Below are 23703 nucleotides of genomic sequence, written 5' to 3'. Positions count from 1 at the left end.
TTCAGCGGGGTGGTGTTCCCCCGGTCCGTTCGCTGTGAGCGAGCGGGGAAGCGGGTGACACGGCGGGCGACCGGGCGTGTGGCGGTGGACACCCGTGCGGCGATTAGCGAGGATCTTCGCGTGAAGGAAGAGCTGAAGTGGGTCCCGTCCACGGTCGACGTCACGCGTCCGAGCGTCGCGCGGATGTACGACTACTACCTGGGCGGCTCGCACAACTTCGAAGCCGACCGCGCCGCCGCCAAGCAGGTGGAGAAGATCTTCCCCGGCATCGCCCACAGCGCGGGGGCCAACCGCTCGTTCCTGCGCAGGGCCGTGCGCCACCTGGTCGCGGAGGGCGTCGACCAGTTCCTCGACCTGGGCTCCGGCATCCCGACCGTGGGCAACGTCCACGAGATCGCCCAGCAGGACAACCCGTCGGCACGCGTGGTCTACGTGGACTTCGAGCCCGTCGCCGTGGCCCACAGCACCGCGCTGCTCGCCGACAACCCGCACGCCACGGCGTTGCAGGCCGACCTGCGCGCGCCCGCGAAGGTGCTGCACGCCGCCCGCGACGTCCTCGACTTCGACCGGCCGGTCGCGGTGCTGATCATCGCGGCCCTGCACTTCGTGCCCGACTCCGACGACCCGTACGGCGCCGCCGCCGAGTACATGGCCGCGTTCCCCTCCGGCTCGTACCTGGCGATCACGCACGCCACCCACGACGGCCTCACGCCGCAGGAACAGGAGGAGGCCGCGCAGGTCATGGCGGTGTACCGCAGCACCGACAACGCGATCAGCGTCCGCTCGCACGCCGAGGTCGTCCGCTTCTTCGACGGCATGGACGTGCTGGAGCCGGGCGTCGTCCCGGTGAACGAGTGGCGCCCGGACTCCTACGAGGACCGCATCAGCATCTACGGCGCGGTCGCCCGCAAGCGCTGAAGCAGCCGGTCCCTCAGCTCGTTCGTCTCGCGGTCGGTGAGGGTGCGCTCCGGCGCCCTCATCGTCACGCGGATGAGCACGTTCTTCTGCCCCAGCTGGGCACCGAGGCGCTCCCGGACGTGCGCGGGCAGCTCCTCGGCCGGTGTCTCGCTGAGAACCGCGATCTCCTCGACCAGGTCCTGCGGGTCCAGCGCGCGAATCCGGTCACCGAGCGTCTCGGCGTCCTCGTGCCCGTCGGCCACGATCGAGATGTCCCTGGTCGCGGCCGGGTGCCGGGAGATCGGGCGGTACTCGGCCAGGTCCCGCATCTGCTCCGCGATGCGCGCGTCCCCGTTGCGCAGCAGGCGGATGTCGGGAACGCCCTTGCGCAGCATCACCAACCGGTCGAGGCCCAGCCCCATCGCAAGCCCGTGCGGGTGGTCCTTGAGGACGTGCCGCGCCGCGTACCCGCACTCGCCGATCTCCACCCACTGGCCGTCGTGCCACACGTCGATCTGCTTGCCGTGCGTGGTGTACGGGTGTTCGGCGTCGATCGTGCGGTAGCGCTTGCCCGGGAGAACCGTGCTCACGACCACGTGGATCAGGTCTTCGAGCGGTTCGGCTCCGTGCGTTATGCGCCAGAGGTCGAGCTGGTGCGGTGTGCCCGTGTGCAGCCTGTCGACCGTGTCACGGCGGTAGACCAGACCGGGGCACAGGAGCGTGACGTCGGGCCGCGCGTCCTTGAGAGCGGGCGGGATCATCGCCGTCGTGTGGCTGCGCAACATGCACGTCTCGCTGACGTACCTCGTGTAGCGGGCATCGCGCGTGATGGCGTCGGCGGGATAGCCGAGGTGCTCGTAGTTGTGCTCCACCGGTACGAGCGGATGGTGGCGCACTTCTCTCGTGTCCGGCAACGCTGCCTTGAGGTCGGCGATCAGCAGCTGCATCGCGTGCGGGCCCTGCGCGGGATCGGTGAGATCGCGGACGTTCAGGGCGCGCACGAGTTCATCGGTGCGGTACATGGGTTCTTCCCGTTCTCGGCGTGGGGTGCTGGTGCGAGGTCCCCCGACCGACGGGAAGGTGGTTCAGGCGCGCGCCACCGCCGCGGGTCGGGGGTGGCTGAATCGGCGCGTCATGTCCACGAGGGTAGCGCGCTCACTCGGGCGGTGTCAGCCGCAGATCCGGGTCCACCGGCGGTACCCCGTCGAACGGACCGCCCTCCGCGAGCCGGCCCACGTCGTCCAGCGCGACCTCGATCGCGTCGCGGTACGGGTCGCCGTCCGCCGGTGGGGTGCGGAACCACTCGTGCAGCGCCTCGGGGATCTCGAACCGGGCGAGCACGTCGTCGTAGAGCGCCTCACGGTCCTCGGCCTGCACGCCGAGCTCCTGGTACTCGCGCAACGCCATGCGCAGCCGGATCCAGCGGTAGCGGTCGGTGTTCTGCTGCTGCGTGAACCGCTCGCGCAGCAGATCGCCGGCCTTCTGCCCGCGCAACGCCAGCGTGCGGATGGTCTCGGGCGTCATGAACAGGTTCGTGCCGCCCTCGTCCTCCGCCTGGCGCACGTGCGCGATGCGGCCGCGGTAGCCGGGCAGCGCCGACTGCATCGTGTCCCGCCAGTCGAGGAACGTGTCCAGGATGGACATCAGGAACCCCGGCATCGACGTGAGCTGCCGGTAGGGCGTCCCGCTGTCCGACGCGTCCTGCTCGGGCAGCCACACCTCAGCCGTGTCGCCGTCGGGGTAGGACTGCAGGCTCAGCCCGAACGTGGGCCACCGCGGCAGCAGCGCGTCGAAGAAGTGGATCGGGAAGTTGCTGGTGATCCCGCCGTCGGAGAACCAGTGCACCTTCCCGCCGCGGCACAGCGGCACCGCCGCGATCAGGCCGGGGAACGACAGGCTCATCCGCACCGCCACCACCACCGGCAACCGCTCCCGGCCCGGCAGCTGCCGCAACGGCATGTGCTCGTGCAGCGGGCACCGGCCGTCCGCCGGTACGCCGTCCAGCTGCTCCACGACCCGTCGCGGCAGCACGTACCCCAGGCACTCCTCGCAGTACTGCCACTCCTCGCTGAGCGGCAACCGGTACGGCCGCCCCTCGGACAGGTCGGTGGTCATCAGCACGAGGTTGACCTCGCCCAGATCCCCGAACGTCAACGCGCGCTCGGTGCCCGCGAGCTCGTCGAGCCGGTCCGCCAGCCAGTCCGCGAGCGGCGGCACCCCGGTCGACTTCGGCACCCCCGCCAACCGGTCGAGCCACGACGGCCGGAAGTCACCCGTGCCCGGCACGAGTCCGAAGTGGACGGCGCGCGCGTTGTTCTTCATGTACCGCTGCATCGCATACGCGTACGTGGCGATCAACGCGCTGACCATCGCCAGCGTCAACACCAGCCACACCAGCAACACGACCGCCGCCGTGCCGCAGTGCCGGGCGAACACCATGCCGAGCACCAGCGGCACCGCCATGAACACCCATGCCTGCCAAGGCAAGCTGTTCCGCAACGGCCACAACACCAACGGCACACATGCCACCGCCACGACCGTGAGCGCTATCGCGAGCCACGGCAGGTACTCCCGCGGCGCCAGCCACGCCGACCACAGCACCGGCCCGGTCAGCCACAGCAGCGCCATCAGCCCGAGCACGGCCTTCGCCCGCAACCCGACCGCGCCGAGCAACGCGAAGAACAGGCACGACACCGCACTGCGCCCGGTCGTCGCCCGCTGCTGCATGGTGGCGACGACGATCCGGTACAGCGCGCGCGTCTTGGCGTTCGGCTGGAACAGCTGCGCCAGCCGCCACCGGTCCGCCCCGGTGCCGCCGGCGAACCAGTCGACCAGCCCCGCGAGCTTCTCGAACCCGCCGCTGCCGCGCCCCTTCTCGGCGGCGGCGGCGAACGCCGCGGCGATCGCCCCCGCCGACGCGCCGCCGATCTGCCGGAACTCGTAGTGGCGTGCCAGCGACGCGACAGCCAGCGGGTACACGACTCCGCTGGTCGTGCCGCCGCGCATCGTCAGGTCGCAGTAGCGGTCGTACTCCATGTGCCCATGGTCGCGCGATCATCACGGTCCGTCAGCGATGTTCACTCAGACGCCACCGAACCGGTCCCGTCCCGTGCTGCCGGCGGGTCCTGCAAGCCTTCCGCCGCCGCGACCGCGGCCAGCTCGGCCGGTGTCCCCGCCATGATCACCCGCACGTGCTCCGTCACCTTCTCCACGGGCCACTCCCACCACGCGACCCGTTGCAGCACGGCGACCTCCTCGTCGCTGTACCGCGTCCGCAGCAGCCGGGCCGGGTTGCCGCCGACGATCCCGTACGCGGGCACGTCCCCGACCACCACCGACCCGGCGGCCACGATCGCCCCGTCACCGATCCGCACGCCGGGCATGACCACCGACCGGTACCCGAGCCACACGTCGTTGCCCACCACCGTGTCCCCGCGCGACGGCGCCCCCAGCGCGATGTCCAGCGTCTTCTCCGCCCAGGCCCCGCCGAAGATCGTGAACGGGAACGCCGACACGCCGGACATGCCGTGGTTGGCGCCGGACATGATGAACCGCACCCCTTCTGCCAGTGCGCAGTAGCGGCCGATGACCAGCTTCTCGGGGCCGAAGTTGTAGAGCACGTTGCGGTGCTCGAACTCCATGGCGTGGTGCGGGTCGTCGTAGTAGGTGTACTCGCCGATCTCGATCTGCGGGTTCTTGACCAACGGCTTGAGGAGCACGGTGCGGGGCATGTCCGGCAACGGGTAGAGGTTGTCGGGCGAGGGGATGGTCACGGCGCTCCGATCGGCTCTTCGCTGAACTGGGTGCGGTACAGCTTGGCGTAGTGGCCGCCGAGGGCCAGCAGGGACTCGTGGGTGCCGCGTTCGACGACCTGGCCGGCGTCGACGACGAGGATCTGGTCGGCGGCGCGGACGGTGGACAGGCGGTGGGCGATCACCAGCGAGGTGCGGCCGGCGAGGGCTTCCACCAGTGCCTCCTGCACGGCCGCCTCGGAGCGGGAGTCCAGGTGCGCGGTGGCCTCGTCCAGGATCACGACGCGGGGCTTGGCGAGCAGCAGGCGGGCGATGGTGAGGCGCTGGCGCTCGCCGCCGGACAGGCGGTAGCCGCGTTCGCCGACGACCGTGTCGAGCTGGTCGGGCAACGACGACACCAGGTCGGCGAGGCGGGCGCGGCGCAGGGCGTCCCACAGCTCCTCGTCGGTGGCGGCCGGTGCGGCGAGGCGCAGGTTGGCGCCGATCGACTCGTGGAACAGGTGGCCGTCCTGCGTCACCATGCCGACGGTCTCGCGCAACGAGTCGAACGACAGCGTGCGGACGTCCACACCGGACAGCCGGACGGCGCCGGAGTCGGCGTCGTACAGGCGGGGGAGCAGGGATGCGATCGTCGACTTGCCCGCACCCGAGGCGCCGACCAGTGCGATCAGCGAGCCCGGCGCGGCCGTGAAGGAGATGCCGCGCAGGACCGCGTCACCGCCGCGGGTGTCGAGGGTGGCGACCTCCTCCAGCGAGGCCAGGGAGACCTTGTCCGCGGCCGGGTAGGCGAAGTGGACGTCGTCGAACTCCACCGAGACCGGGCCGTCGGGCACGGAGACCGCGTCGGGCTCCTCCTTGATCAGCGGCGGCAGGTCGAGCACCTCGAAGACGCGCTCGAACGACACCAGCGCCGTCATCACGTCCACACGCGCACCGGCCAAGGCGGTCAACGGGGCGTAGAGGCGCGTCAGCAGCAGCGCCAGCGTCACGATCGTGCCGGGTGCCATCTGACCCATGAACGCGAAGTAGCCGCCGAGGCCGTAGACCAACGCAAGGGCCAGCGACGACACCAACGTCAACGCCACCAGGAACAGCCACTGCGCAACGGCCGTGCGCACACCGATGTCACGCACACGACGAGCGCGCGCACCGAACTCCGCGCTTTCCAGGGCGGGGCGGCCGAAGAGCTTGATCAGGGTCGCGCCGGGAGCGGAGAACCGCTCGGTCATCTGGGTCGTCATGGCCGAGTCGAGGTTCGCGGCCTCGCGGTGCATGGACGCCAGGCGCCTGCCCATGCGCCGCGCCGGGATCAGGAACACCGGCAGCAGCGCCATCGCGAGAACGGTGACCTGCCACGACAGCGTCAGCATCACGACCAGCGTGAGCACCAGCGCGATCAGGTTCGTGACGACACCGGAGATCGTCTCGGAGAACGCCCGCTGCGCGGCGATCACGTCGTTGTTGAGCCGGGAGACCAGGGCGCCGGTGCGGGTGCGGGTGAAGAACGCGATCGGCATGCGCTGCACGTGGTCGAAGACGGACTGCCGCAGCCGCAGGATCAGGTCCTCGCCGACGCGGGCGGACTGCCAGCGCTCGGCCAGCGAGAAACCGGCCTCCAGCACGGCGACGCCGGCGATCGCGAGTGCCAGCCACACCACCAGGTCCAGGTCGCGGCCGCCGATGATCGTGTCGACCACGCGGCCGGCCAGGACCGGGCTCGCCACCGCCAGCACCGCGGCCACCGCGCTGGTGGCGAGCAGGGCCAGCACCGCAGGCCGCTGCGGGCGGGCGAACCGGGCGACGCGCTTCAACGTCGCCCGGCTGACGCGGCGGTTCTCCTTGTCCTGCATCGCGCTTTCGAGCGCGTACCAGGCGTTGAAGTCGATGTTCACGACGCCCAGTCTGCGACCTCCAGCTGAGTCGAGGTCAAGCCGTTTTCAAGAACGCGTCGACCTCCGCCAGCGCCGCCGCGCGCACCGGTTCCGGCGACAGGAACAGGTCGTGCAGGCCGGCCTTGATCTCCACGACCTTCACGGACGTGCCGAGCTTCGGTCCCCACCTGCGCATGCCCTCGACGTCGAGCACCGCGTCGGCCTTCGCCACGTCCTCGTTCCACTCGCGGGCGCCGAGCGTGCTGCGGTCGGAGTGCAGCACCAGCACGGGCACGCGCACGTCGAGCCCGGCGTGCACCTTCTCCTGCGCCACGAGCACCGCGCGGATCCACCCGGCCAGCACCGGGAACCCGTCGAGCGGCTTCCACCTCAGGTCGAAGTCCCACTCGCCGTTGCGCGAGGAGTGGATCGAGGCGCCGTACGCGTCGCCCAGCCCGCCGCGGACCTTCACCGAGGGCGCGACCTTCCCGAGCAGCTTCACCACCCGCCGCAGGAGCGGCGGTTCGACGACGTCCAGCCACGGGCTGTTGAGCACGAGGGCGTCGATCAGGTCCTCCGAGCGCCGTTCGTGCGCCCACAGCGACGTCGTGAGCCCCCCGGTCGAGTGGCCCATCAGCACGACCCGCGAGTGCTCGGCGCGGACGACGGCGACGGCCGCGTCGATCTCCTCGAAGTACACGGCCATGTCGGTCGTGTAGTTCGGCACCTCGCCGTCGCGCAACGACCGCCCGTAGCCGCGCAGGTCCACGGCGTAGAAGTCGTAGCCCTGAGCGTTGTAGTGCTCGGCGACGTGCTCTTGGAAGAAGTAGTCGGCGAACCCGTGCACGTAGAGGATCGCGCCGCGGTCGGCCTGCGCGGCCCGCCTGCGGACCAGGGTCGCGGTGGCCCCGCCGCGCAACGGCAGGACCGTGGTGTCTTCGTCGCTCACGGCGCCAGTCTGCTCCCGAAAACCGGCGATTCCGCGCACCCTTGTCCGGATCGTGTCTAACCTGGACCGATGACGGGGGACATCGAACAGTCGTCGAGGGTGCGCTTCCCGGGGATCAGCTCGCGCGCCTACGAACACCCAGCCGACCGGGGCGCGCTCGCCGTGCTCCGCGCCGTGCCGGCCGTGGCACCGATCGTCAAGGCGGTCGCGGCGGCGTTCTCCGGACGCGGGGAACGCCTGGTCCAGGTCGCCTCCTCGGTGCGGGTGGGCCCGAAGCAGTACCCGGACCTGCACCGCATCCAGAACGAGGTCGCCGCCGCGTTCGACCTGGAGGAGGCGCCGGAGGTCTTCGTCCGGCACTCTCCGGAGGTCAACGCGTTCACGCGGGGCATCGACAAGCCGTTCATCGTGCTGAACTCCGCGCTGGTCGAGCGGTTCGACCGCGAGGAGCTGCGGTTCGTCCTCGGGCACGAGACCGGCCACGCGATGTCCGGCCACGGGCTCTACAACACCATCCTGGAACGCCTGCTCAACCTGCAGTACGCGTTCGGCTGGATGCCGGCGGGCGCGTTCGCCCTGCGCGCGGTCATCGCCGCCCTCTACGAGTGGCAGCGCAAGACCGAGCTGTCCTGCGACCGGGCCGGGCTGCTCGCCTGCCAGGACCCGCAGGCCGCGCTGCGCGTGCACCTCGCGTTCGCGGGCGACATCGGCGGCCAGGTCGACATCGCGGCGTTCCTCGAACAGGCGAAGGAGTACGAGGGCGAGGACATCCGCGACAGCATCCTGAAGCTGATGGACAACGAGCGCCGCTCGCACCCGCTGGCCGTGGTCAGGGCCGCGCAGCTGCAGCGCTGGGCCGCGGGCGAGGAGTACCGGGAGATCCTCACCGGCGTCTACCCGCGCCGCGAGGACGACCACCCGACGAGCAACCTCACCGACGACGTCAAGAGCGCGGCGCGGTCCTACCGGGAGTCGGCGAGCAGCTCAGCGGACCCGCTGATCAAGACGATCAACGACATCGGCGAGACCGTGATGGGTGCCGCGGGAAAGATGTGGGGCAAAGTTGCTCCAAATGGACCAGCGGAGTAGCTACCATCTGGAGTCATGAGACGACTCGCTGTTGTGGTCCTGGCTCTGCTCCTGACGGCGGGCACCGCTGCCGCCGACGAACAGGTCGTCGGCGGTGAACGGGTCCCCATCGCCACGACCCCGTGGGTCGTCTACCTGACCGACCCGAACGGCTACCAGTTCTGCGGCGGCACGATCGTCGCCCCGACGAAGGTCCTGACGGCGGCGCACTGCGCGGTCGGCCGGCCCGCCTCCCAGTTCCGCGTCGTCGCGGGCCGCGAGGACAAGAAGAGCTCGGAGGGCGTGGTCGCCACGCCGGTCGAGGTCTGGGTCCACCGGCAGTACGTGGCCGCCGACCGGGGCGAGGACCTCGCCGTGCTGACCATGGCCACGCCGCTGCCGTTCACCCCGCTGCCGATCGCCGGGCAGGCCGACACCGACCTCTACCGGCCCGGCACCCCGCTGCGGGCGCTCGGCTGGGGCCGCACCAGCGAGAACGGCAGGACCTCCCGCTACCTGATGGGGGCGACGGTGCCGGTGCTGCCCGACGCCGACTGCGCGGGCTCCTACCCGCAGTTCGTGCGGGCGGACATGTTCTGCGCCGGCTACCCCGAGGGCAAGGTCGACACCTGCCAGGGCGACTCCGGCGGCCCGGTCGTGGCGGCGGGCAGGCTCGTCGGCGTCACGTCGTGGGGCGAGGGCTGCGCGCGCAGGGGCAAGCCCGGCGTGTACGTCCGGGTCGCCCGGTACGCGAAGGACCTCCAGCCGGTCGTGGGCGTCGTGGAACCCCCGGCGGAGGAGCCTCCCGCGGAGGAGCCCCCGGCATGAGGACCCGCCCGGTCCGGCCGTGAAACCCGGTCGCCGCGGGCCCGGCGCTGTGCCAGCCTGGGCCCGTGGTGGTGCTGCGACGGGCCCGGCCGGACGAGGCGGGCGTGCTGACCGAGCTGGCGGTGGCGGCCAAGGCGCACTGGCCCTACGACGCGGCGTTCCTGGAGGCCGTGCGCGCCGAGCTCACCGTCCGGCCGGAGGACGTGGAGCGGCGGCTGCACGTGGTCGCCGAACGGGACGGCGTCGTGCTGGGCTGGTACGGCATCGGCGGGACGCCGCCGGCGGGTGAGCTCACCGACCTGTGGGTGGAGCCGGCCGCGATCGGCACCGGGCTCGGTCGTGCGCTGTGGGACCACGCCGTGGCGTCCGCCGCCGGCTACGACCACCTCGACATCGACGCCGACCCGTACGCCGAGGGGTTCTACCTGCGGATGGGCGCCGAACGCATCGGTGAGTCGCCGTCGGGCTCCATCCCCGGCCGGGTGCTGCCCCGGCTGCGCGTGCGGACGTCCTGACGGCCCGTCCCCGGACCGGCCGCCGCGGTGAGCCGTCTCAGACCACGAGGCCGACGGACATCGTGAAGAACACGGTCGCGCACACCACGTCCAGCGCCTTCGTGACCCCGGGCCGGCGCAGCCGTCCTGCGACGCTGCTCGCCGCCAGCACGATCATCAGCTCCCACACCGCGGCCAGGCCGAGGAACACCGCCGCGAGCATCGTGAGCTGCGCTTCCGGTTCACCCGATCCGATGAACTGCGGCAGGAACGCCAGCGCGAACAGGATCATCTTCGGGTTCGTGATGTTGGTCAGGAAGCCCTGCCGGAACGGCCGGTCGCCGACGACCTCCTCCGGCTCCCGCACACCGCGCTTCAGCAGCCCGCGCGCGATGGAAACCGCGAGGTAGAGCAGGTACCCGGCACCGATCCAGCGCAACGCGACGAGCACCGCCGGGTACCGGGCGAGCACCACTCCCAGGCCCGAGATCACCAGCGCCACCTGGACCGCGGCGGCCGTGTGGATGCCGGCCAGCGCGAGCAGCCCCGACCGCACTCCCGACCGCAGCGACGTGCGCAGCAGCAGGAACGCGTCGACACCGGGGGTCACGATGACGACCGCACACGCGATGAGGAAGGCCGGAACCTGGCCGAAGTCGAACAACACCGCACATACCCCCGTTATCTACGACACTGACCGTAAAATCTCCGGCCAAGTGAAACATTAACACCAAATTCTCCGGTTTTGACGCCGTCCTAACGTGCTCGCTACCGTTGGTGACCAATCGTCCACCTGGCGCAACGAGGAGTGACCCGTGAGGGGTAAGCGGTTTGCCGTGCTCGCCGCCGTTGTCCCGCTGGTCAGCGGGGCAGCGACGGCGAACGCGATCGTCGGGGGGACACCCGCGCGGGCGGCCGACACGCCCTGGGTTGTGGCGATCACCACCCCGGACGGGCAGCTGATCTGCGGTGGCGCGCTCGTCGCCCCGGACAAGGTCGTGACGGCGGCCCACTGCGCCACGGTGAAGGGCCTCGCGGGCCGCACTCAGCGCCCGGTCGAGCACATGCGGGTGATCGCGGGCCGCACGGACCTGCGCACGACCGAGGGTGCCGAGGCGGCGGTGACGAACGTGTGGCGCCACCCCGACTTCAAGGACGTCACGCAGGGCGACGACGTGGCGGTGCTGACGCTGGACCGGGAGCTGCCGTACCGGACGATCGCGCTGGGCGACGCGGGCGAGAGCGGTGTCGTGCTCGGCTGGGGCCGCACCGCGGAGCTCGACAAACCCGCGATGTCGCTGCGCAAGGTGACGGTGCCGATCCTGCCGGACGGCGAGTGCGCGGCGAAGGAGCCGGACTACCGGCTGGGGGCGATGCTGTGCGCCGGGCGCGGCGGCAAGGACGCGTGCACCGGCGACTCGGGCGGGCCGCTGGTCGTCAAGGGCAGGCTCGCCGGTGTCGTGTCGTACGGGCGCGGGTGTGCGCGGCCGGACGAGCCGGGCGTCTACACGCGGCTGGCTCACTACCGGTCCACGGTCGGCTTCTGATATCCAAGGTCCGGTGCGAACCACACCGTTCCCGGCCACCCTGCGCCGGCAGTGGGGGCTCGACCTGAGCCCCGCCCAGCTCTACGCGATCCTGCGGCTGCGCCAGGACGTGTTCGTCGTCGAGCAGAACTGCGTCTACGCCGACGTGGACGGCCGCGACCTGGAGCAGGGCACCCGGCACTTCTGGCTGGAGGCGGACGCGACGCACGAGCCGCTGGCGTACCTGCGGCTCACCGAGGAACCCGGCGGCACGTTCCGCATCGGCCGCGTCGTGACCGGCCGGATGGCCCGCGGCCGCGGGTTCAGCCGCCGGCTCGTGCAGGCGGCGCTGGTCGACGTCGGTACCGCGCCGTGCGTGCTGGACGCGCAGACCTACGTCACCGACTTCTACGCCTCGTTCGGCTTCGTGCCCGAGGGCGCCGAGTTCATCGAGGACGGGATTCCACACCTGCGGATGCGGCGCACTCCGTGATCACGCGCACCGCGCGCTCGATGTCGGCCTCGGTCAGGTCGGCGCGCGCGGTGAGCCGCAGGCGCGAGATCTGGTCCGGCACCGACGGCGGGCGGAAGCAGCCGACGACCACGCCGTTGGTGCGGCACGCCTCGGCCCACCGGAACGCCTGATCCGGCGAAGGGGCCCGCACGCTCACCACCGCCGCGGTCGGCGTGCTGACCTGGAACCCGGCCTCCTTCAGGCGGAAGCTCAGGTCGTGCGCCACGGTCAGCGCGCGCTCGGGGCGGTCCGGCTCCTCGCGCAGGATCTTGATGGCGGCCAGTGCGGCGGCGGCGCTGGCCGGGGCGAGACCGGTGTCGAAGATGAACGTGCGCGCGGTGTCGACGAGGTGCTTGATCACCCGGCTCGGTCCGAGCACCGCACCGCCCTGGGCGCCCAGCGACTTGCTGAGCGTCAGCGTCGTGACCACGTCCGGTGCCCGCACGAGCCCGGCCTCCGCGACCGCGCCGCGCCCGCCGGGGCCCACGACGCCGAGGCCGTGCGCGTCGTCGACCACGAGCCCGGCACCGTTCGCGCGGCAGGCCTCGTGCAGCTCGGCGAGCGGGGCGATGTCGCCGTCCACGGAGAACACCGAGTCGGTCACCACGATCGCGCGCCGCTTGCCGCGGGTCTCCAGCGCGTGCCGGACCTTGCCCACGTTGCAGTGCTCCGCGACCACGACGTCGGCCTTGGACAGCCGCGTGCCGTCGATCAGCGAGGCGTGGATGTGCTGGTCGGCGACGATCGCCGTGCCGGGGCCGGTGAGCGCGGTGACCGCGCCGAGGTTCGCCGCGTAGCCGGAGGAGAACACCAGCGCCGACTGGCTGCCGCAGAAGTTCGCGAGCTCGTACTCCAGCTCGGCGTGCAGCTCCGTCGACCCCGAGACCAGGCGCGATCCCGTCGACCCCGCACCCCACTTGAGCGTGGCCGCGGCAGCCGCCCCGGCGACCCGCTTGTCCCGCGCGAGCCCCAGGTAGTCGTTGCTGGCGAGGTCGAGGTCCGCCGAGTCGGCCTGGCGCGGCCGCAGGCGCCGGGACAGACCCGCCTTGGCGCGCGCCTGGGCCCTGACGTCGATCCAGTCGAACGTCGCCTCACCACCGCTGGACGACGCCTCAGTTGTGCTCACGCTCACCGACTGAGTCTCCCATCCGCCGACTAGCGTGCCGCTCGTGGACCTGTTCACCTTCACGCGCGCCGAGCTGACCTCGCCGGTCCAGTTCTGCGACGGCCGCTGGGTGGTGTCGTCCTGCGCCGACGTGCGCGCGGTGCTCGCCGACCCGGTGACCTACCTGCCGGACAACGCGCTGACCGCGGTCACGCCGGTGGCGCCGGCAGCGCTCCGGTCCCTGGTCAGGGCCCGGTTCTCGTTGCCGCCGACGCTCGCGAACAACGGGTCTGACTCGCACGCCGGGTTGCGGCGGCTGGTCGCGTCGTTCTTCACCCCGGCACGGGTCGCCGCCGCGGAGCCCCGCATCCGCGCACTCGCCGTGGAACGGCTTGGTGGCTCAGACCTCGTCCGGTCGCTGGCGTGGGACCTGCCGGCGATCGTGCTGATGGACCTCCTCGGGCTCGACGACGTGGACATCCCGACGCTCAAGCGGTGGAGCACGGCGTCGCTGGAGTTCTTCTGGGGCGACATCACGCGTGACCGGCAGCTGGAGCTGGTCGACGACGTCGGCGCGTTCCACCAGTGGCTGGTCAAGCGGTACGAGGCCCGGGACGGGGCGTTGTTCTGCGCGCTGGCCGACGCCGGTGTGTCCGCGGAGGACTCCGCCGGGCTCTGCTACTTCCTGCTGATCGCCGGTCAGGAGACGACGACGCAGCTGCTGTCCACGGCGTTGCGGCGGGCGTTGCGGGACCGCTCGGTGTGGGAACGGCTGCCGTTGCCCGGTGTCGCGGAGGCGTTCGTGGAGGACGTGCTGCGCACCGAGACGCCCGTGGTGACGTGGCGGCGGCTCACCGCACGGGAGGTCGTGCTGTCCGGTGTGCGCGTCCCGGCCGGTGCGGAGCTCGTGCTGGTGCTGAGCGGTGAGGAGGACGACCCCAGGCACCTGGCGTTCGGGTACGGGCGGCACTTCTGCCTGGGCGCGGGGCTGGCCCGGCTGGAGGCCGCGGTGGTGCTGCGGACCGTGGCCGAGCACGAGCCCTCGCTCCGGCTCGCCGGTGACGAGCCGGAGTGGCTGAACCTCCTGTCGTTCCGCGCGCCTCGGTCCGTCACGGTCGCGCGATGAGCCCGGCGATCTCGCCGCTGGTGCTCGGTGAACAGCTGCGGGACGGGGACATCCCGCTCGCGGAGTCGCTCGCGGCCGGTGTTTGATGCCGGGGTGATGAACCGCCAGCTCTCGGGAGTCCGCAAGAAGACGCTGCTGGAGTCGCTCGGCCCGGTGCCGGACGCCGCCCCGGACCGCTACGGCGACGGCGGCCCGGTCGAGGAGCTGGAGACGCGGGTCGCCCGGCTGCTGGGCACCGAGGCGGCGCTGTTCGTGCCGACCGGGACGATGGCGCAGCAGATCGCGTTGCGCTGCTGGGCCGACCGCACGCACAACCCGATCGTCGCGATGCACCCGCAGGCCCACCCGCTGCACCACGAGGACGACGCGCTGACCGCGCTGTCCGGCCTGCGCCCGGTCCGCGTGGCGAACGACGAGGTGGCGGCGTGCCCGGAACCGTTCGGCACGCTGCTGGTCGAGGTGCCCGACCGCGAAGCCGGGTTCGTGCTGCCCACCTGGGACGAGCTCGTGGCGACCGTGGACGCCGCCCGCGAGCGGGACGCGGTGGTGCACCTCGACGGCGCGCGGCTGTGGGAGGCCGTGCACGGGCTGGGCAAGCCGCTGGACGAGGTCGCCGGCCTCTTCGACTCGGTCTACGTGTCGTTCTACAAGTCGCTGGAGGGCATCTCCGGCGCGGCGCTCGCCGGGTCCGCCGACTTCGTGGAGCAGGCGCGGGTGTGGCGGCACCGGTACGGCGGGATGCTGTTCCAGCAGTGGCCGGCGGCGCTGTCGGCGTTGCACGGCCTCGACACCGTGCTGCCGCGGCTGGGCCGCTACGTCGAGCACGCCAAGGTCGTGGCGGCGGCGATGGACCTGCCGGAACCGGACACGCACCAGTTCGCGCTGCACCTGCCGGGTGATCCGGCGCGGCTGACCGAGCTGAGCGGGAAGTTCCTCGGCCGGTTCTGGCGGTCGGGGCAGCTGGCGAAGACCGAGGTCACCGTCGCCGAGCCGGCGCTGGAGTGGACGGCGGACGAGGTCAGGGAGGCGTGGCGGCAGTTCCGCGAGTCGCTGTGAGCCGTCCGCTCCTGCTGTGGGGGCTCGTCGCGGCCGGCAGCCGGTTGCCGGTGGCGATGGCGCCGCTCGCGCTGGTGTTCCTGGGGCGGTCGACCTCCGGCGGTTACGCGCTCGGCGCAGGGGCGGCGGCGCTGTACGTGGTCGGCGAGATCGCCGGGTCGGCGGTGCTCGGCGCGCGGCTCGGCCGGTCGCGCGGGCAGCTGCCGGCGGGGATGGTCGTCGGTGCGCTGGCGTTCGCGGTGCTGCCGTTCGTCGACGGGCCGGTGCTGCTCGCGGTCGTGTTCGTGGCAGGCGCGGCACCCGCCGCGGCTCCGGGTGGCACCCGCGCGATCCTCACCTCGCTGGTGCCCGAGTCGCGGGCGGCGCGGGCGCTGAGCGGCGAGGCCGTGTTGTCGCAGGTCGTCTGGGCGGCGGCACCCGCGCTGGTGGTGTTCCTCGCGCTGCAGGTCCACCCCGGTGTGCCGCTGGTGCTCGCGGCGGCGTTCTTCCTGGTCGGCGCGCTGGGGCTGCGCTGGCTGCCCGCCCCGGAACCGGTCACAGCGCCGATCAGCCGGTCGCTGTGGCGGGCCTGGCCGATCTACCTCACCGGCACCGCCTCGAACGCGGTGTTCGCGGCCACCGAGCTGATGCTGCCGGCGTTGCTGGAGCAGCGCGGGATCGCGGTGGGCTGGGCCGGGCCGTTGCTCGCCTGGTTCGCGCTGGCCTGCGCCGGGGGCGCGGTGCTGTACGGGCTGCGCACGTGGCCGGGCTCGCTGCGGGTGCAGTGCCTGGTGCTGCTGGTGGCCATGTCCGGGTCGATCGCGCTGGTGGCCGTGTTGCCGGGGGTGGCAGGCATCGCCGCCGGGTTGCTGGTGGCCGGCCTGTTCCAGTCCGGTGCGATGGTGTCGCGCAGCCTGGCCCTGCGCGAACGCCTGCCGTCCTACGCGCACGCACCCGCCTACTCGGTGATGTACGCCGCGGCCGGGGTGGGGTACAGCGCGTCGGCGGGCATCTCGGCGGTGGCGATGGAGGCGTTCAGCGCTTCCGCGGCGGTCCTCGTCGGCGTCGGTATCACGCTGGTGGTCGTCGTGGTGAGCGCGGTGGGGGAGCGCCCTGTCGTGAAGGCCACCTGACCGCGGGGTTGGTCCTGCCGGTGCGAGGTGCGACGATCTCGGGGCTGTGAGGGGAGCGCGAGGAAGCCGGTGCGAATCCGGCGCCGTCCCGCGACTGTGACCGACGCGCGTCGGGAGTCAGGAACTCGTCCCCCTCTTACCCGACCGGACCCGGGCGTGGACACCCGAGGAAGGACTCGCTGGAGCATGTTCCCGTTTTCGGCCGTCGTCGGACACGACGACCTCCGGCTCGCCCTGTTGCTGAACGCGGTGCACCCCGGCATCGGCGGCGTGCTCGTGCGCGGCGAGAAGGGGACCGCGAAGTCGACCGTCGTGCGGGCCCTCGCCGCCCTGCTGCCCGAGCTCGACGTGTCGCGCGACTGCCGGTTCGGCTGCGTGCCCGGCAGCACGGACTGCCCGGACGCACCGCACGCCGGGAGCGAGCGCAGGCCCGCCCGGCTGGTCGAGCTGCCCGTGGGCGCCACCGAGGACCGCCTGATCGGCTCGCTCGACCTGGAGAAGGCGCTGACCGAGGGCGTGCGGGCGTTCCAGCCCGGCCTGCTCGCAGCGGCGCACCGGGGCGTGCTCTACGTCGACGAGGTCAACCTGCTGCACGACCACCTGGTCGACCTGCTGCTCGACGCGGCGGCGATGGGGCGGGCGCACGTGGAGCGCGAGGGCGTGTCGGTGGCGCACCCGTCGCAGTTCCTGCTGGTGGGCACGATGAACCCGGAGGAGGGCGAGCTGCGTCCGCAGCTGCTCGACCGGTTCGGGCTCACGGTGTCGGTGAAGGCCGCGCGGGACGTGGCCGTGCGCACCGAGGTGATCCGGCGCCGGCTCGCCTACGAGGCCGACCCGGAGACGTTCGCCGGTCGCTGGGCCGACGAGGACGCCCGGCTCAAGCAGCAGATCACCAACGCCCGCGCCGCCCTGAAAACCGTGTCCCTCCCCGACGGCGAGCTGCGCCGGATCGCCGCCGTCTGCGCGGCGTTCGAGGTGGACGGCATGCGCGCGGACCTCGTGGTCGCCCGCACCGCCACCGCCCACGCGGCCTGGCGCGGTGCCGCCGAGGTCGAGGAGACCGACGTCGAGGTCGCCGTGCGGCTCGCGCTGCCGCACCGGCGCCGGCGCGACCCGTTCGACGAGCCGGGCATCGAGGAGCAGCAGCTCGAGGACGCCATGCGGCAGGCGGCCGAGCACGCCCGAGAGCCAGAGGACCAGGAACCCGATCCCACCGACGGCCCCGACGACGACGGCCCCGGCGGCGGCGAGCTGCCCGAACCGCAGGACGGCCCCAAGGGGAACGGGAACGCGCAGGGCGACCGGCCCGCACCCGAGCCGTCGCCCGCGTTCAAGGCCCGGCTGCTGGAGGTGCCCGGCGTCGGCGAAGGCGCTCCTGGCAAGCGGTCGCGGGCACGCGCGCGCACCGGCCGGGTCGTGCGTTCCTCCACAGTGGACGGAAGCGGGCTGCACCTCGTCGACACCCTCGCCACCGCGGCACCGCACCAGCACGACCGCGGGCGCACCGGTGCCGGCCTCAAGCTGGTGCCGGGCGACCTGCGCAAGGCCGTCCGCGAGGGCAAGGAGTCGAACCTCGTCCTGTTCGTCGTGGACGCCTCGGGCTCGATGGCCGCGCAGAAGCGGATGTCGGCGGTCAGCGGCGCGGTGATCTCGTTGCTGCGCGACGCCTACCAGCGCCGCGACAAGGTCGGCGTGGTGACGTTCCGCGGCAACCAGGCCGAGGTGGCGCTGCCGCCGACCACCTCGGTCGACGCCGCCGCGACGCGTCTCAAGAAGATGCGCACCGGCGGCCGCACCCCGCTCGCGGACGGACTGCTGAAGGCGCACAAGCTTCTTGAGATCGAACGGCTGCGCGACCCCCGCAAGCGCCCGCTCGTGGTGCTGCTGACCGACGGCCGCGCCACGTCGTCCGGTCTCGGCGGCGATCCCACGAAGGACGCGCTCAAGGCCGCCGCGCTGCTCGAACAGACCGCTGTCGTCGTCGTGGACTGCGAACAGGGCCACATCAGGCTCGGGCTCGCGGCCAAGGTCGCCGACGCCCTGCGGGGCACCTGCGTCCGCCTCGACCAGCTCAGCGCCGACCACCTCGCCGGCGTCGTCCGCGCCGCCTAGGGAGGAGACCCCAGTGCCACAGGGACAACCCACCGCGGTGCCGCAGGACGGCCTCACCACGCGACAGCGGCGCAACCGGCCGTTGCTGATGGTGCACACCGGTGAGATGAAGGGGAAGTCGACGGCGGCGTTCGGCCTGGCGTTGCGCGGCTGGAACCAGGGCTGGGACATCGGCGTGTTCCAGTTCGTGAAGTCCGCCAAGTGGAAGGTCGGCGAGGAGAACGCGTTCAAGGCGCTCGGCCGGCTGCACGACGAGACCGGCGAGGGCGGCGCGGTCGAGTGGCACAAGATGGGCGAGGGCTGGTCGTGGTCCCGCAAGCAGGGCACCGAGGAGGACCACTCCGCCGCCGCGCTGGAGGGCTGGCAGGAGATCCGCCGCCGGCTGGAGACCGAACGCCACGGCCTCTACGTGCTCGACGAGTTCACCTACCCGCTGCACTGGGGCTGGATCGACGTCGACGAGGTGGTGGAGGCGCTGGTCAACCGGCCGGGCCACCAGCACGTCGTGATCACCGGCCGGTACGCGCCGCAGCAGCTGGTGGACGCCGCCGACCTGGTGACCGAGATGACCAAGGTCAAGCACCCGATGGACGCGGGGCAGAAGGGCCAGCGGGGGATCGAGTGGTGAACCGGCTGGTCGTCGCCGCACCCGCGTCGGGCAGTGGCAAGACCACGGTGGCGACGGGCCTGATGGCCGCACTGCGCAGGGCCGGGTCGCGGGTCGCGCCGTTCAAGGTGGGACCCGACTACATCGACCCCGGCTACCACGGGCTCGCGACCGGGCGGCCCGGCCGCAACCTCGACCCCGTGCTGGTCGGCGAGCACCGCATCGCCGGCCTGTTCGCGCACGGGTCGAGGGGCTGCGACCTCGCCGTGGTCGAGGGCGTGATGGGCCTGTTCGACGGCCGCGTCGACACCGCGGGCATCGGCTCGACCGCGCACGTGGCCAAGCTGATCGGCGCGCCCGTGCTGTTCGTGGTCGACGCGCGGGGGCAGAGCCGGTCGCTCGCGGCGCTGCTGCACGGCTTCCGCGGCTACGACCCGACCGTGCGGCTCGGCGGCGTGATCCTCAACCAGGTCGGGTCGGAGCGCCACGAGCAGGTGCTGCGGTCGGCGTGCGACGAGGTCGGCCTGGACGTGCTCGGCGTGCTGCCGCGCGACGCGCAGTTCTCGTTGCCCTCACGGCACCTGGGGCTCGTGACGGCGGCCGAGCACGGCAGCGAGGCGGTCTCCGCGGTCGACGCGATCGCCGCCGCGGTGGCCAAACACGTCGACCTGGACGCGGTGCGCGCGCTGGCGTCATCGGTGCCGGCGATGGCCGTGGCACCGTGGGAACCGCAGGTCGAGGCCGTCCGCGGGGAACCGGTGATCGCGGTGGCCGGCGGGGCGGCGTTCACGTTCGGCTACGCGGAGCACGCCGAGGTGCTGGCGGCGGCCGGTGCCGCTGTCGCCGTCGTCGACCCGCTGCGCGACGACCGGTTGCCCGAGGGCACCGCCGGTCTGGTGCTGCCGGGTGGTTTTCCCGAGCAGCACGCGGAGGCGTTGTCGGCCAACGCGCCGCTGCGCGAGGCGGTCGCGCGGTTCGCCCGCTCGGGCGCGCCGGTGCACGCCGAGTGCGGCGGGCTGCTGTACCTCGCGCGCTCGCTCGACGGGCACGAGATGTGCGGCGTGCTCGACGCGGAGGGCTTCATGACGCCGAAGCTGACCCTGGGCTACCGCGACGCCGTCGCGGCCACCGGCTCGTCGCTGCACCCGCCGGGCGGTCGCGTGACCGGCCACGAGTTCCACCGCACCCAGCTGTCCACACCGCACTCGCTGCCGCCCGCGTGGCACTGGCGCGGCGTCGAGAACCGGCCGGTGGCCGAGGGGTTCGTCGTCGGCGGTGTGCACGCCTCGTACCTGCACACGCACCCGGCCGGCGACCCGGAGGCGGTGGCCAGGTTCGTGCGGGCCTGCCACCCGTTCGTGGCGGGTTCGGCAGGCGGTACGGTCTTCGCCTAAGCCTTTCGTCCAACCCCTGTGGAGCTGTCGTGACGACGACCGGTCGGGTTTCCTTCGTCGGCGCCGGTCCGGGTGCCGCCGACCTCATCACCCTCCGCGGCGCGCGCCGCATCGCCGAGGCCGACGTCGTCGTCTGGGCCCCCAGCGCGGTCGAGGCCGAGTGCGTCCGCGAGCACGCGCGCGAGGGTGCCGACCTGGTCGACTTCTCCCGCGTCACCGCGGAGGAGATCACCGACCTGTACCGCCGTGCCGCCGCCGCGCGGCTGAAGGTCGTGCGGCTGCACGCGGGCGACGCCGCGACCGGTGGCGGAGTGCAGGAGCAGCACGACCTGTGCCAGCGCCTCGGCCTGGAGGTCGAGGTCGTGCCGGGCGTGTCGGTCGTCGCCGCCGCTGCCGCGCGGATCGGCCGCGAGATCACGCTGACCGAGGCCTCCTCCGCGGTGTTCCTCGCGCCGGAGGGCAGCGAGGGCGTCCGCGAGTTCGCCGCACTGCAGACCACGATGGCGGCCACGGTCTCCGGTGCGCGCACCGGCCAGTTCGTGGAGCAGCTGCTGGAGGGCGGCTACACCGCCGAGACGCCGGTCGTCGTCGCGTACAAGGTGAGCCAGGCCGACGAGCTGGTCGTGCACACCACGGTCGGCGAGCTGGAGGCGGTGGTGAAGCAGCACAAGCTGTACCGCCCGACGCTCTTCCTGGTCGGCGCCGCGGTGAAGGCCGCACCGGCCCGCCGCCAGTCCGCGACCGCGGCCGCCGCCGACGAACCGGCCCGCACCGCCCGCCCGACCCGCTGGTCGCGCAGGGTCGCCTCGCGCATCGCGACGCGTGCGGACGAGCCGGTGCCCGCTCCCGCCGTCCCGGTCGCCCCCGCGACCTCCGCCGAGCCGAACCCGGCCTGGAACGCGGTGGAGGAGCTCCAGCAGTCCGTGCGCAAGCAGGCTGAGGAGTCCACGCAGAAGCCCAAGCCGAAGCTGACCGTGGTCGCTGCCGCGACGCCGAAGCCGCCGACGGTGCAGGCCTCGACCTCGAACCCGCCCAAGCGCCGGTCCACCGCCCGCAAGCCCAAGCGCGCCAACTGATGTCAGCCCTCGTCGAGGAGCTGCGGGAAGCGGCGGGCCGGCCCGGCGTCGAGGTCGTGGACGCCGCCGACGGCCTGCGGCCCGCGCTGAACCTGTGCCGCGCCCGGTCCGCCGTCATCGTGAAGGTGGCGGCCGGCGCCGGTCCGGCCGAGATCGGTGCGGGACTGGCCGGCTGGCGGCGCACGCTCGTGGTCGCCGACGTCGGTGAGCTGTCCACAGTGGACCCGAAGGATGCGGTCACCCGGCGCTGGATCGCACCGGAGGCCGTGCTGTGCCTGGCGGACACCGAGTTCCTGCGCGGCACCGGGTGGGCGCTGCCCGAGGACGCGTTCTCCACCAGGACGCAGGTGCTGGGCGCCGAGGTCCGCGCGTTCGTGCTGGCCGTGCTCGCGCCCAGGCCCGGTGTGCTGGTGTGGGACGTGCTCGCGGGCTCCGGCGCGGTCGGCGTGGAGTGCGCGCGGCTCGGTGCCGCGGTCGTGGCGGTGGAACCGGACCCGGTGGAGTGCGTGCGGATCATCGCGAACGCCTCCGCGCACGGCGTGGACGTGCGCGTGGAGGAGGCCGGGCTGGACACGACGGCGTTACCGCGCCCGGAGGCGGTGTTCGTCGGCCGCGGGTCGCTGCCCGAGGTGAGGGCGTGCGCGGCGGTGAACGCGCGGCGCGTGGTCGTGGTCGCCGAGCGGGTGGACGAGGTCGTGCCGGCGCGGGACGCGTTGCGGGCGGCCGGGTACGAGGTGGAGGGCGTGCAGCTGACCGCCTCCCGCCTGCTCGACTCCGGCTTCGGCGCCGCGGCGCCGGTGACCGTGGTGTGGGGAACCAAGAAGTGATGTCGTGGGTGGGCGGCGGTGTCGTGGTGCGGGGAGTCCGGCCGTGATCGGTGTGTTCGCGGGGACGGCCCAGCGCGGTGACGCGGCCGACCTCGCCGGGGTGCTGGGCTCGGACGCCGTGGTGCCGGACGGGCCGATCCGGCCCGCTGTGCACCGGCTGTGGGACCGGCTCGACGCGCTCGTGCTGTTCCTCGACGCGGGAACCGCTGTCCGGTTGATCGCGCCCCTGTTGCGGGACAAGCGGACCGACCCCGCGGTGGTGTGCGTGGACGCCGGGTTCGCGGTGGCGCTCGCCGGTGCCGCGGACGACCTGGCGTGGCGCGTCGCGGACGCGTTGAACCGCACCGCCGTCGTCACGACCGGCCCGTCGATCGACTCGGTGCTGGACGAGCTCGTCGAGCAGCTCGACGCCACGGCCGACGGCGACGTCGCCGCGTGCGCGGCAGCCATCGAGTCGGGCGAGAAGGTGGTGCTGCGCAACCCGTTGAGCTTCCCGCTGCCCGCGCTGTCGGCGAATGTGGTGTCGGCCGGCGAGGACGCCGCGTGGGTGATCGTCATCGACGACCGCGCCGCCGCGCCGAAGGACAACGTGCTGCGGATCGTGCCGCGCACGCTCGTCGTGGGCGTGGGGTCGACGCGGGGTGCGTCGGCCACGAGCGTGGGTGCCGCGCTGGCCGAGCTGGACGCGCAGGGCGGCCTGGACCTGCGCGCCATCAAGGCGTTCGCGACGGTCGACGTCAAGGCGGACGAGCCCGGCATCGTGGACGCGGTGGAGGACTGGGGTTTCTGGCACGGCGACACGGCCGACCTGATCACGTTCAGCGCCGAGGAGCTCAACGCGGTCGGCGTGCCGAACCCGAGCTCGGTGGTGCGCAACTCGCTGGGCACCGCGAGCGTGGCGGAGGCGGCGGCGCTGTGCGGCGCACGGCAGGTCGCGCACGGCGCACCGGTCGAGCTCGCAGCGGAGAAGTTCAAGCGGGACAACGTGACCGTGGCCGCGGCACGGGTGCTGCCGCGCGGCCGGCTCGCGCTCGTCGGCCTCGGTCCCGGCGGCGCCGAGCAGCGCACGCCGCGTGCGGAGGCCGAGATCCGGCGGGCCGCGGTCGTCGTGGGCACGCCCGAGGCCGTGCACGCGGTGGCCGCTCTGCTGCGGCCGGGCACCCAGACGCGTGCCGACGGTGCGCCGGAGCTCGCGGAGGGTGGCGCTGCGGTCGCGCACGTCGCGTTCGGAACTGGACCAACGCTGGACAATCCGGTCGAAGCCGACGTGGTTGTTGTTCCCGGAGTGTGGGAACGGTAGCGTTTTTCCTTCTTTCGTAGGGTCTGCCCAGAAGATTTGCGGATTAGCGTCGCCATGCACACGGCCCACCCTGCCGGGCCCGGATGCAC

General features: G+C 72.7%; 22 protein-coding genes and 1 riboswitch. Of the genes, 15 read left to right on the top strand and 7 right to left on the bottom strand.

Going from position 1 to position 23703, the window contains the following annotated elements:
* The first annotated feature begins 120 nt into the window (after nt 1-120).
* Nucleotides 121-918: an SAM-dependent methyltransferase gene (locus AB0A63_RS15660; protein WP_360390848.1), complete on the top strand. Its 798-nt coding sequence runs from the start codon at nt 121-123 to the stop codon at nt 916-918.
* Here the strand turns inward: AB0A63_RS15660 and AB0A63_RS15655 are convergent.
* The 5 genes from AB0A63_RS15655 to AB0A63_RS15635 all read right to left on the bottom strand — a co-directional run bounded on the left by AB0A63_RS15655 (nt 891) and on the right by AB0A63_RS15635 (nt 7469).
* Nucleotides 891-1919, bottom strand: coding sequence for a hypothetical protein (locus tag AB0A63_RS15655; protein WP_360390845.1), 1029 nt, complete (start codon nt 1917-1919; stop codon nt 891-893). The genes AB0A63_RS15660 and AB0A63_RS15655 overlap by 28 nt on opposite strands.
* A 133-nt stretch (nt 1920-2052) precedes the next feature.
* The gene (locus tag AB0A63_RS15650; RefSeq protein WP_360390842.1) at nt 2053-3933 is read right to left on the bottom strand and encodes a patatin; all 1881 of its coding nucleotides are present in this window, start codon (nt 3931-3933) and stop codon (nt 2053-2055) included.
* A 41-nt stretch (nt 3934-3974) separates the two neighbouring features.
* Nucleotides 3975-4628, bottom strand: coding sequence for a CatB-related O-acetyltransferase (locus tag AB0A63_RS15645; protein WP_360391490.1), 654 nt, complete (start codon nt 4626-4628; stop codon nt 3975-3977).
* Nucleotides 4629-4666: 38 nt separating this feature from the next.
* Nucleotides 4667-6535 (bottom strand): ABC transporter ATP-binding protein, encoded by a 1869-nt coding sequence (locus AB0A63_RS15640; RefSeq protein ID WP_360391487.1) that lies wholly within the window; start codon nt 6533-6535, stop codon nt 4667-4669.
* 40 nt (nt 6536-6575) lie between these two features.
* Nucleotides 6576-7469, bottom strand: a complete 894-nt coding sequence (locus AB0A63_RS15635; protein WP_360390839.1) for an alpha/beta hydrolase — start codon at nt 7467-7469, stop codon at nt 6576-6578.
* A gap of 69 nt (nt 7470-7538) precedes the next feature.
* Here AB0A63_RS15635 and AB0A63_RS15630 point away from each other — a divergent pair, with 69 nt between their 5' ends.
* From AB0A63_RS15630 to AB0A63_RS15620, 3 genes are all read left to right on the top strand, one after another.
* A complete protein-coding gene (locus AB0A63_RS15630; protein ID WP_360390836.1) occupies nt 7539-8558 on the top strand; it encodes a M48 family metallopeptidase in 1020 nt (339 codons plus the stop codon).
* A gap of 15 nt (nt 8559-8573) precedes the next feature.
* On the top strand, nt 8574-9365 hold the full coding sequence (locus tag AB0A63_RS15625) for a serine protease (RefSeq protein WP_360390832.1): 792 nt from the start codon (nt 8574-8576) through the stop codon (nt 9363-9365).
* Between the two features lie 65 nt (nt 9366-9430).
* On the top strand, nt 9431-9880 hold the full coding sequence (locus tag AB0A63_RS15620) for a GNAT family N-acetyltransferase (RefSeq protein ID WP_360390829.1): 450 nt from the start codon (nt 9431-9433) through the stop codon (nt 9878-9880).
* Between the two features lie 37 nt (nt 9881-9917).
* On the opposite strand, the gene AB0A63_RS15615 is transcribed toward AB0A63_RS15620, so the two are convergent.
* Complete coding sequence (locus tag AB0A63_RS15615; RefSeq protein WP_360390827.1) at nt 9918-10526, bottom strand: LysE family translocator; 609 nt, start codon at nt 10524-10526, stop codon at nt 9918-9920.
* Nucleotides 10527-10674: 148 nt separating this feature from the next.
* On the opposite strand from AB0A63_RS15615, the gene AB0A63_RS15610 reads away from it, so the two are divergent.
* Nucleotides 10675-11406: a serine protease gene (locus AB0A63_RS15610; protein WP_360390824.1), complete on the top strand. Its 732-nt coding sequence runs from the start codon at nt 10675-10677 to the stop codon at nt 11404-11406.
* A gap of 13 nt (nt 11407-11419) precedes the next feature.
* Nucleotides 11420-11878 (top strand): GNAT family N-acetyltransferase, encoded by a 459-nt coding sequence (locus tag AB0A63_RS15605; protein ID WP_360390821.1) that lies wholly within the window; start codon nt 11420-11422, stop codon nt 11876-11878.
* Here AB0A63_RS15605 and AB0A63_RS15600 read toward each other — a convergent pair.
* Complete coding sequence (locus AB0A63_RS15600) at nt 11832-13025, bottom strand: 8-amino-7-oxononanoate synthase (protein WP_360390818.1); 1194 nt, start codon at nt 13023-13025, stop codon at nt 11832-11834. The two genes, AB0A63_RS15605 and AB0A63_RS15600, sit on opposite strands and share 47 nt — an antisense overlap.
* A gap of 43 nt (nt 13026-13068) precedes the next feature.
* Here AB0A63_RS15600 and AB0A63_RS15595 point away from each other — a divergent pair, with 43 nt between their 5' ends.
* From AB0A63_RS15595 to AB0A63_RS15555, 9 genes are all read left to right on the top strand, one after another.
* Nucleotides 13069-14130, top strand: coding sequence for a hypothetical protein (locus AB0A63_RS15595; protein WP_360390815.1), 1062 nt, complete (start codon nt 13069-13071; stop codon nt 14128-14130).
* A gap of 96 nt (nt 14131-14226) precedes the next feature.
* Complete coding sequence (locus tag AB0A63_RS15590; RefSeq protein WP_360390812.1) at nt 14227-15186, top strand: beta-eliminating lyase-related protein; 960 nt, start codon at nt 14227-14229, stop codon at nt 15184-15186.
* A complete protein-coding gene (locus AB0A63_RS15585; RefSeq protein ID WP_360390809.1) occupies nt 15183-16298 on the top strand; it encodes a hypothetical protein in 1116 nt (371 codons plus the stop codon). Before AB0A63_RS15590 ends, AB0A63_RS15585 begins: the two co-directional genes overlap by 4 nt.
* 59 nt (nt 16299-16357) lie before the next feature.
* A riboswitch (cobalamin riboswitch) is annotated at nt 16358-16425 on the top strand.
* A 59-nt stretch (nt 16426-16484) separates the two neighbouring features.
* The gene (locus AB0A63_RS15580) at nt 16485-18410 is read left to right on the top strand and encodes a putative cobaltochelatase (RefSeq protein ID WP_360390806.1); all 1926 of its coding nucleotides are present in this window, start codon (nt 16485-16487) and stop codon (nt 18408-18410) included.
* Nucleotides 18411-18423: 13 nt separating this feature from the next.
* Nucleotides 18424-19038, top strand: coding sequence for a cob(I)yrinic acid a,c-diamide adenosyltransferase (gene cobO / locus AB0A63_RS15575; RefSeq protein ID WP_360390803.1), 615 nt, complete (start codon nt 18424-18426; stop codon nt 19036-19038).
* Entirely contained in the window at nt 19035-20411 is a 1377-nt protein-coding gene (locus tag AB0A63_RS15570) for a cobyrinate a,c-diamide synthase (protein WP_360390800.1), read from the top strand. The genes cobO and AB0A63_RS15570 overlap by 4 nt, the downstream gene beginning before the upstream one ends.
* A 29-nt stretch (nt 20412-20440) precedes the next feature.
* The gene (locus AB0A63_RS15565) at nt 20441-21487 is read left to right on the top strand and encodes a cobalt-precorrin-4/precorrin-4 C(11)-methyltransferase (protein ID WP_360390798.1); all 1047 of its coding nucleotides are present in this window, start codon (nt 20441-20443) and stop codon (nt 21485-21487) included.
* Nucleotides 21487-22314 (top strand): hypothetical protein, encoded by an 828-nt coding sequence (locus AB0A63_RS15560; RefSeq protein ID WP_360390795.1) that lies wholly within the window; start codon nt 21487-21489, stop codon nt 22312-22314. Before AB0A63_RS15565 ends, AB0A63_RS15560 begins: the two co-directional genes overlap by 1 nt.
* A 43-nt stretch (nt 22315-22357) precedes the next feature.
* On the top strand, nt 22358-23614 hold the full coding sequence (locus AB0A63_RS15555; RefSeq protein ID WP_360390792.1) for a cobalamin biosynthesis protein: 1257 nt from the start codon (nt 22358-22360) through the stop codon (nt 23612-23614).
* Nucleotides 23615-23703: the final 89 nt, after the last annotated feature.

The organism is Lentzea sp. NPDC042327 (assembly GCF_040647275.1).
GTDB lineage: Bacteria > Actinomycetota > Actinomycetes > Mycobacteriales > Pseudonocardiaceae > Lentzea.
Note: the sequence above shows the minus strand (reverse complement) of the source record. Positions and strands in the feature narration are given on the sequence as shown.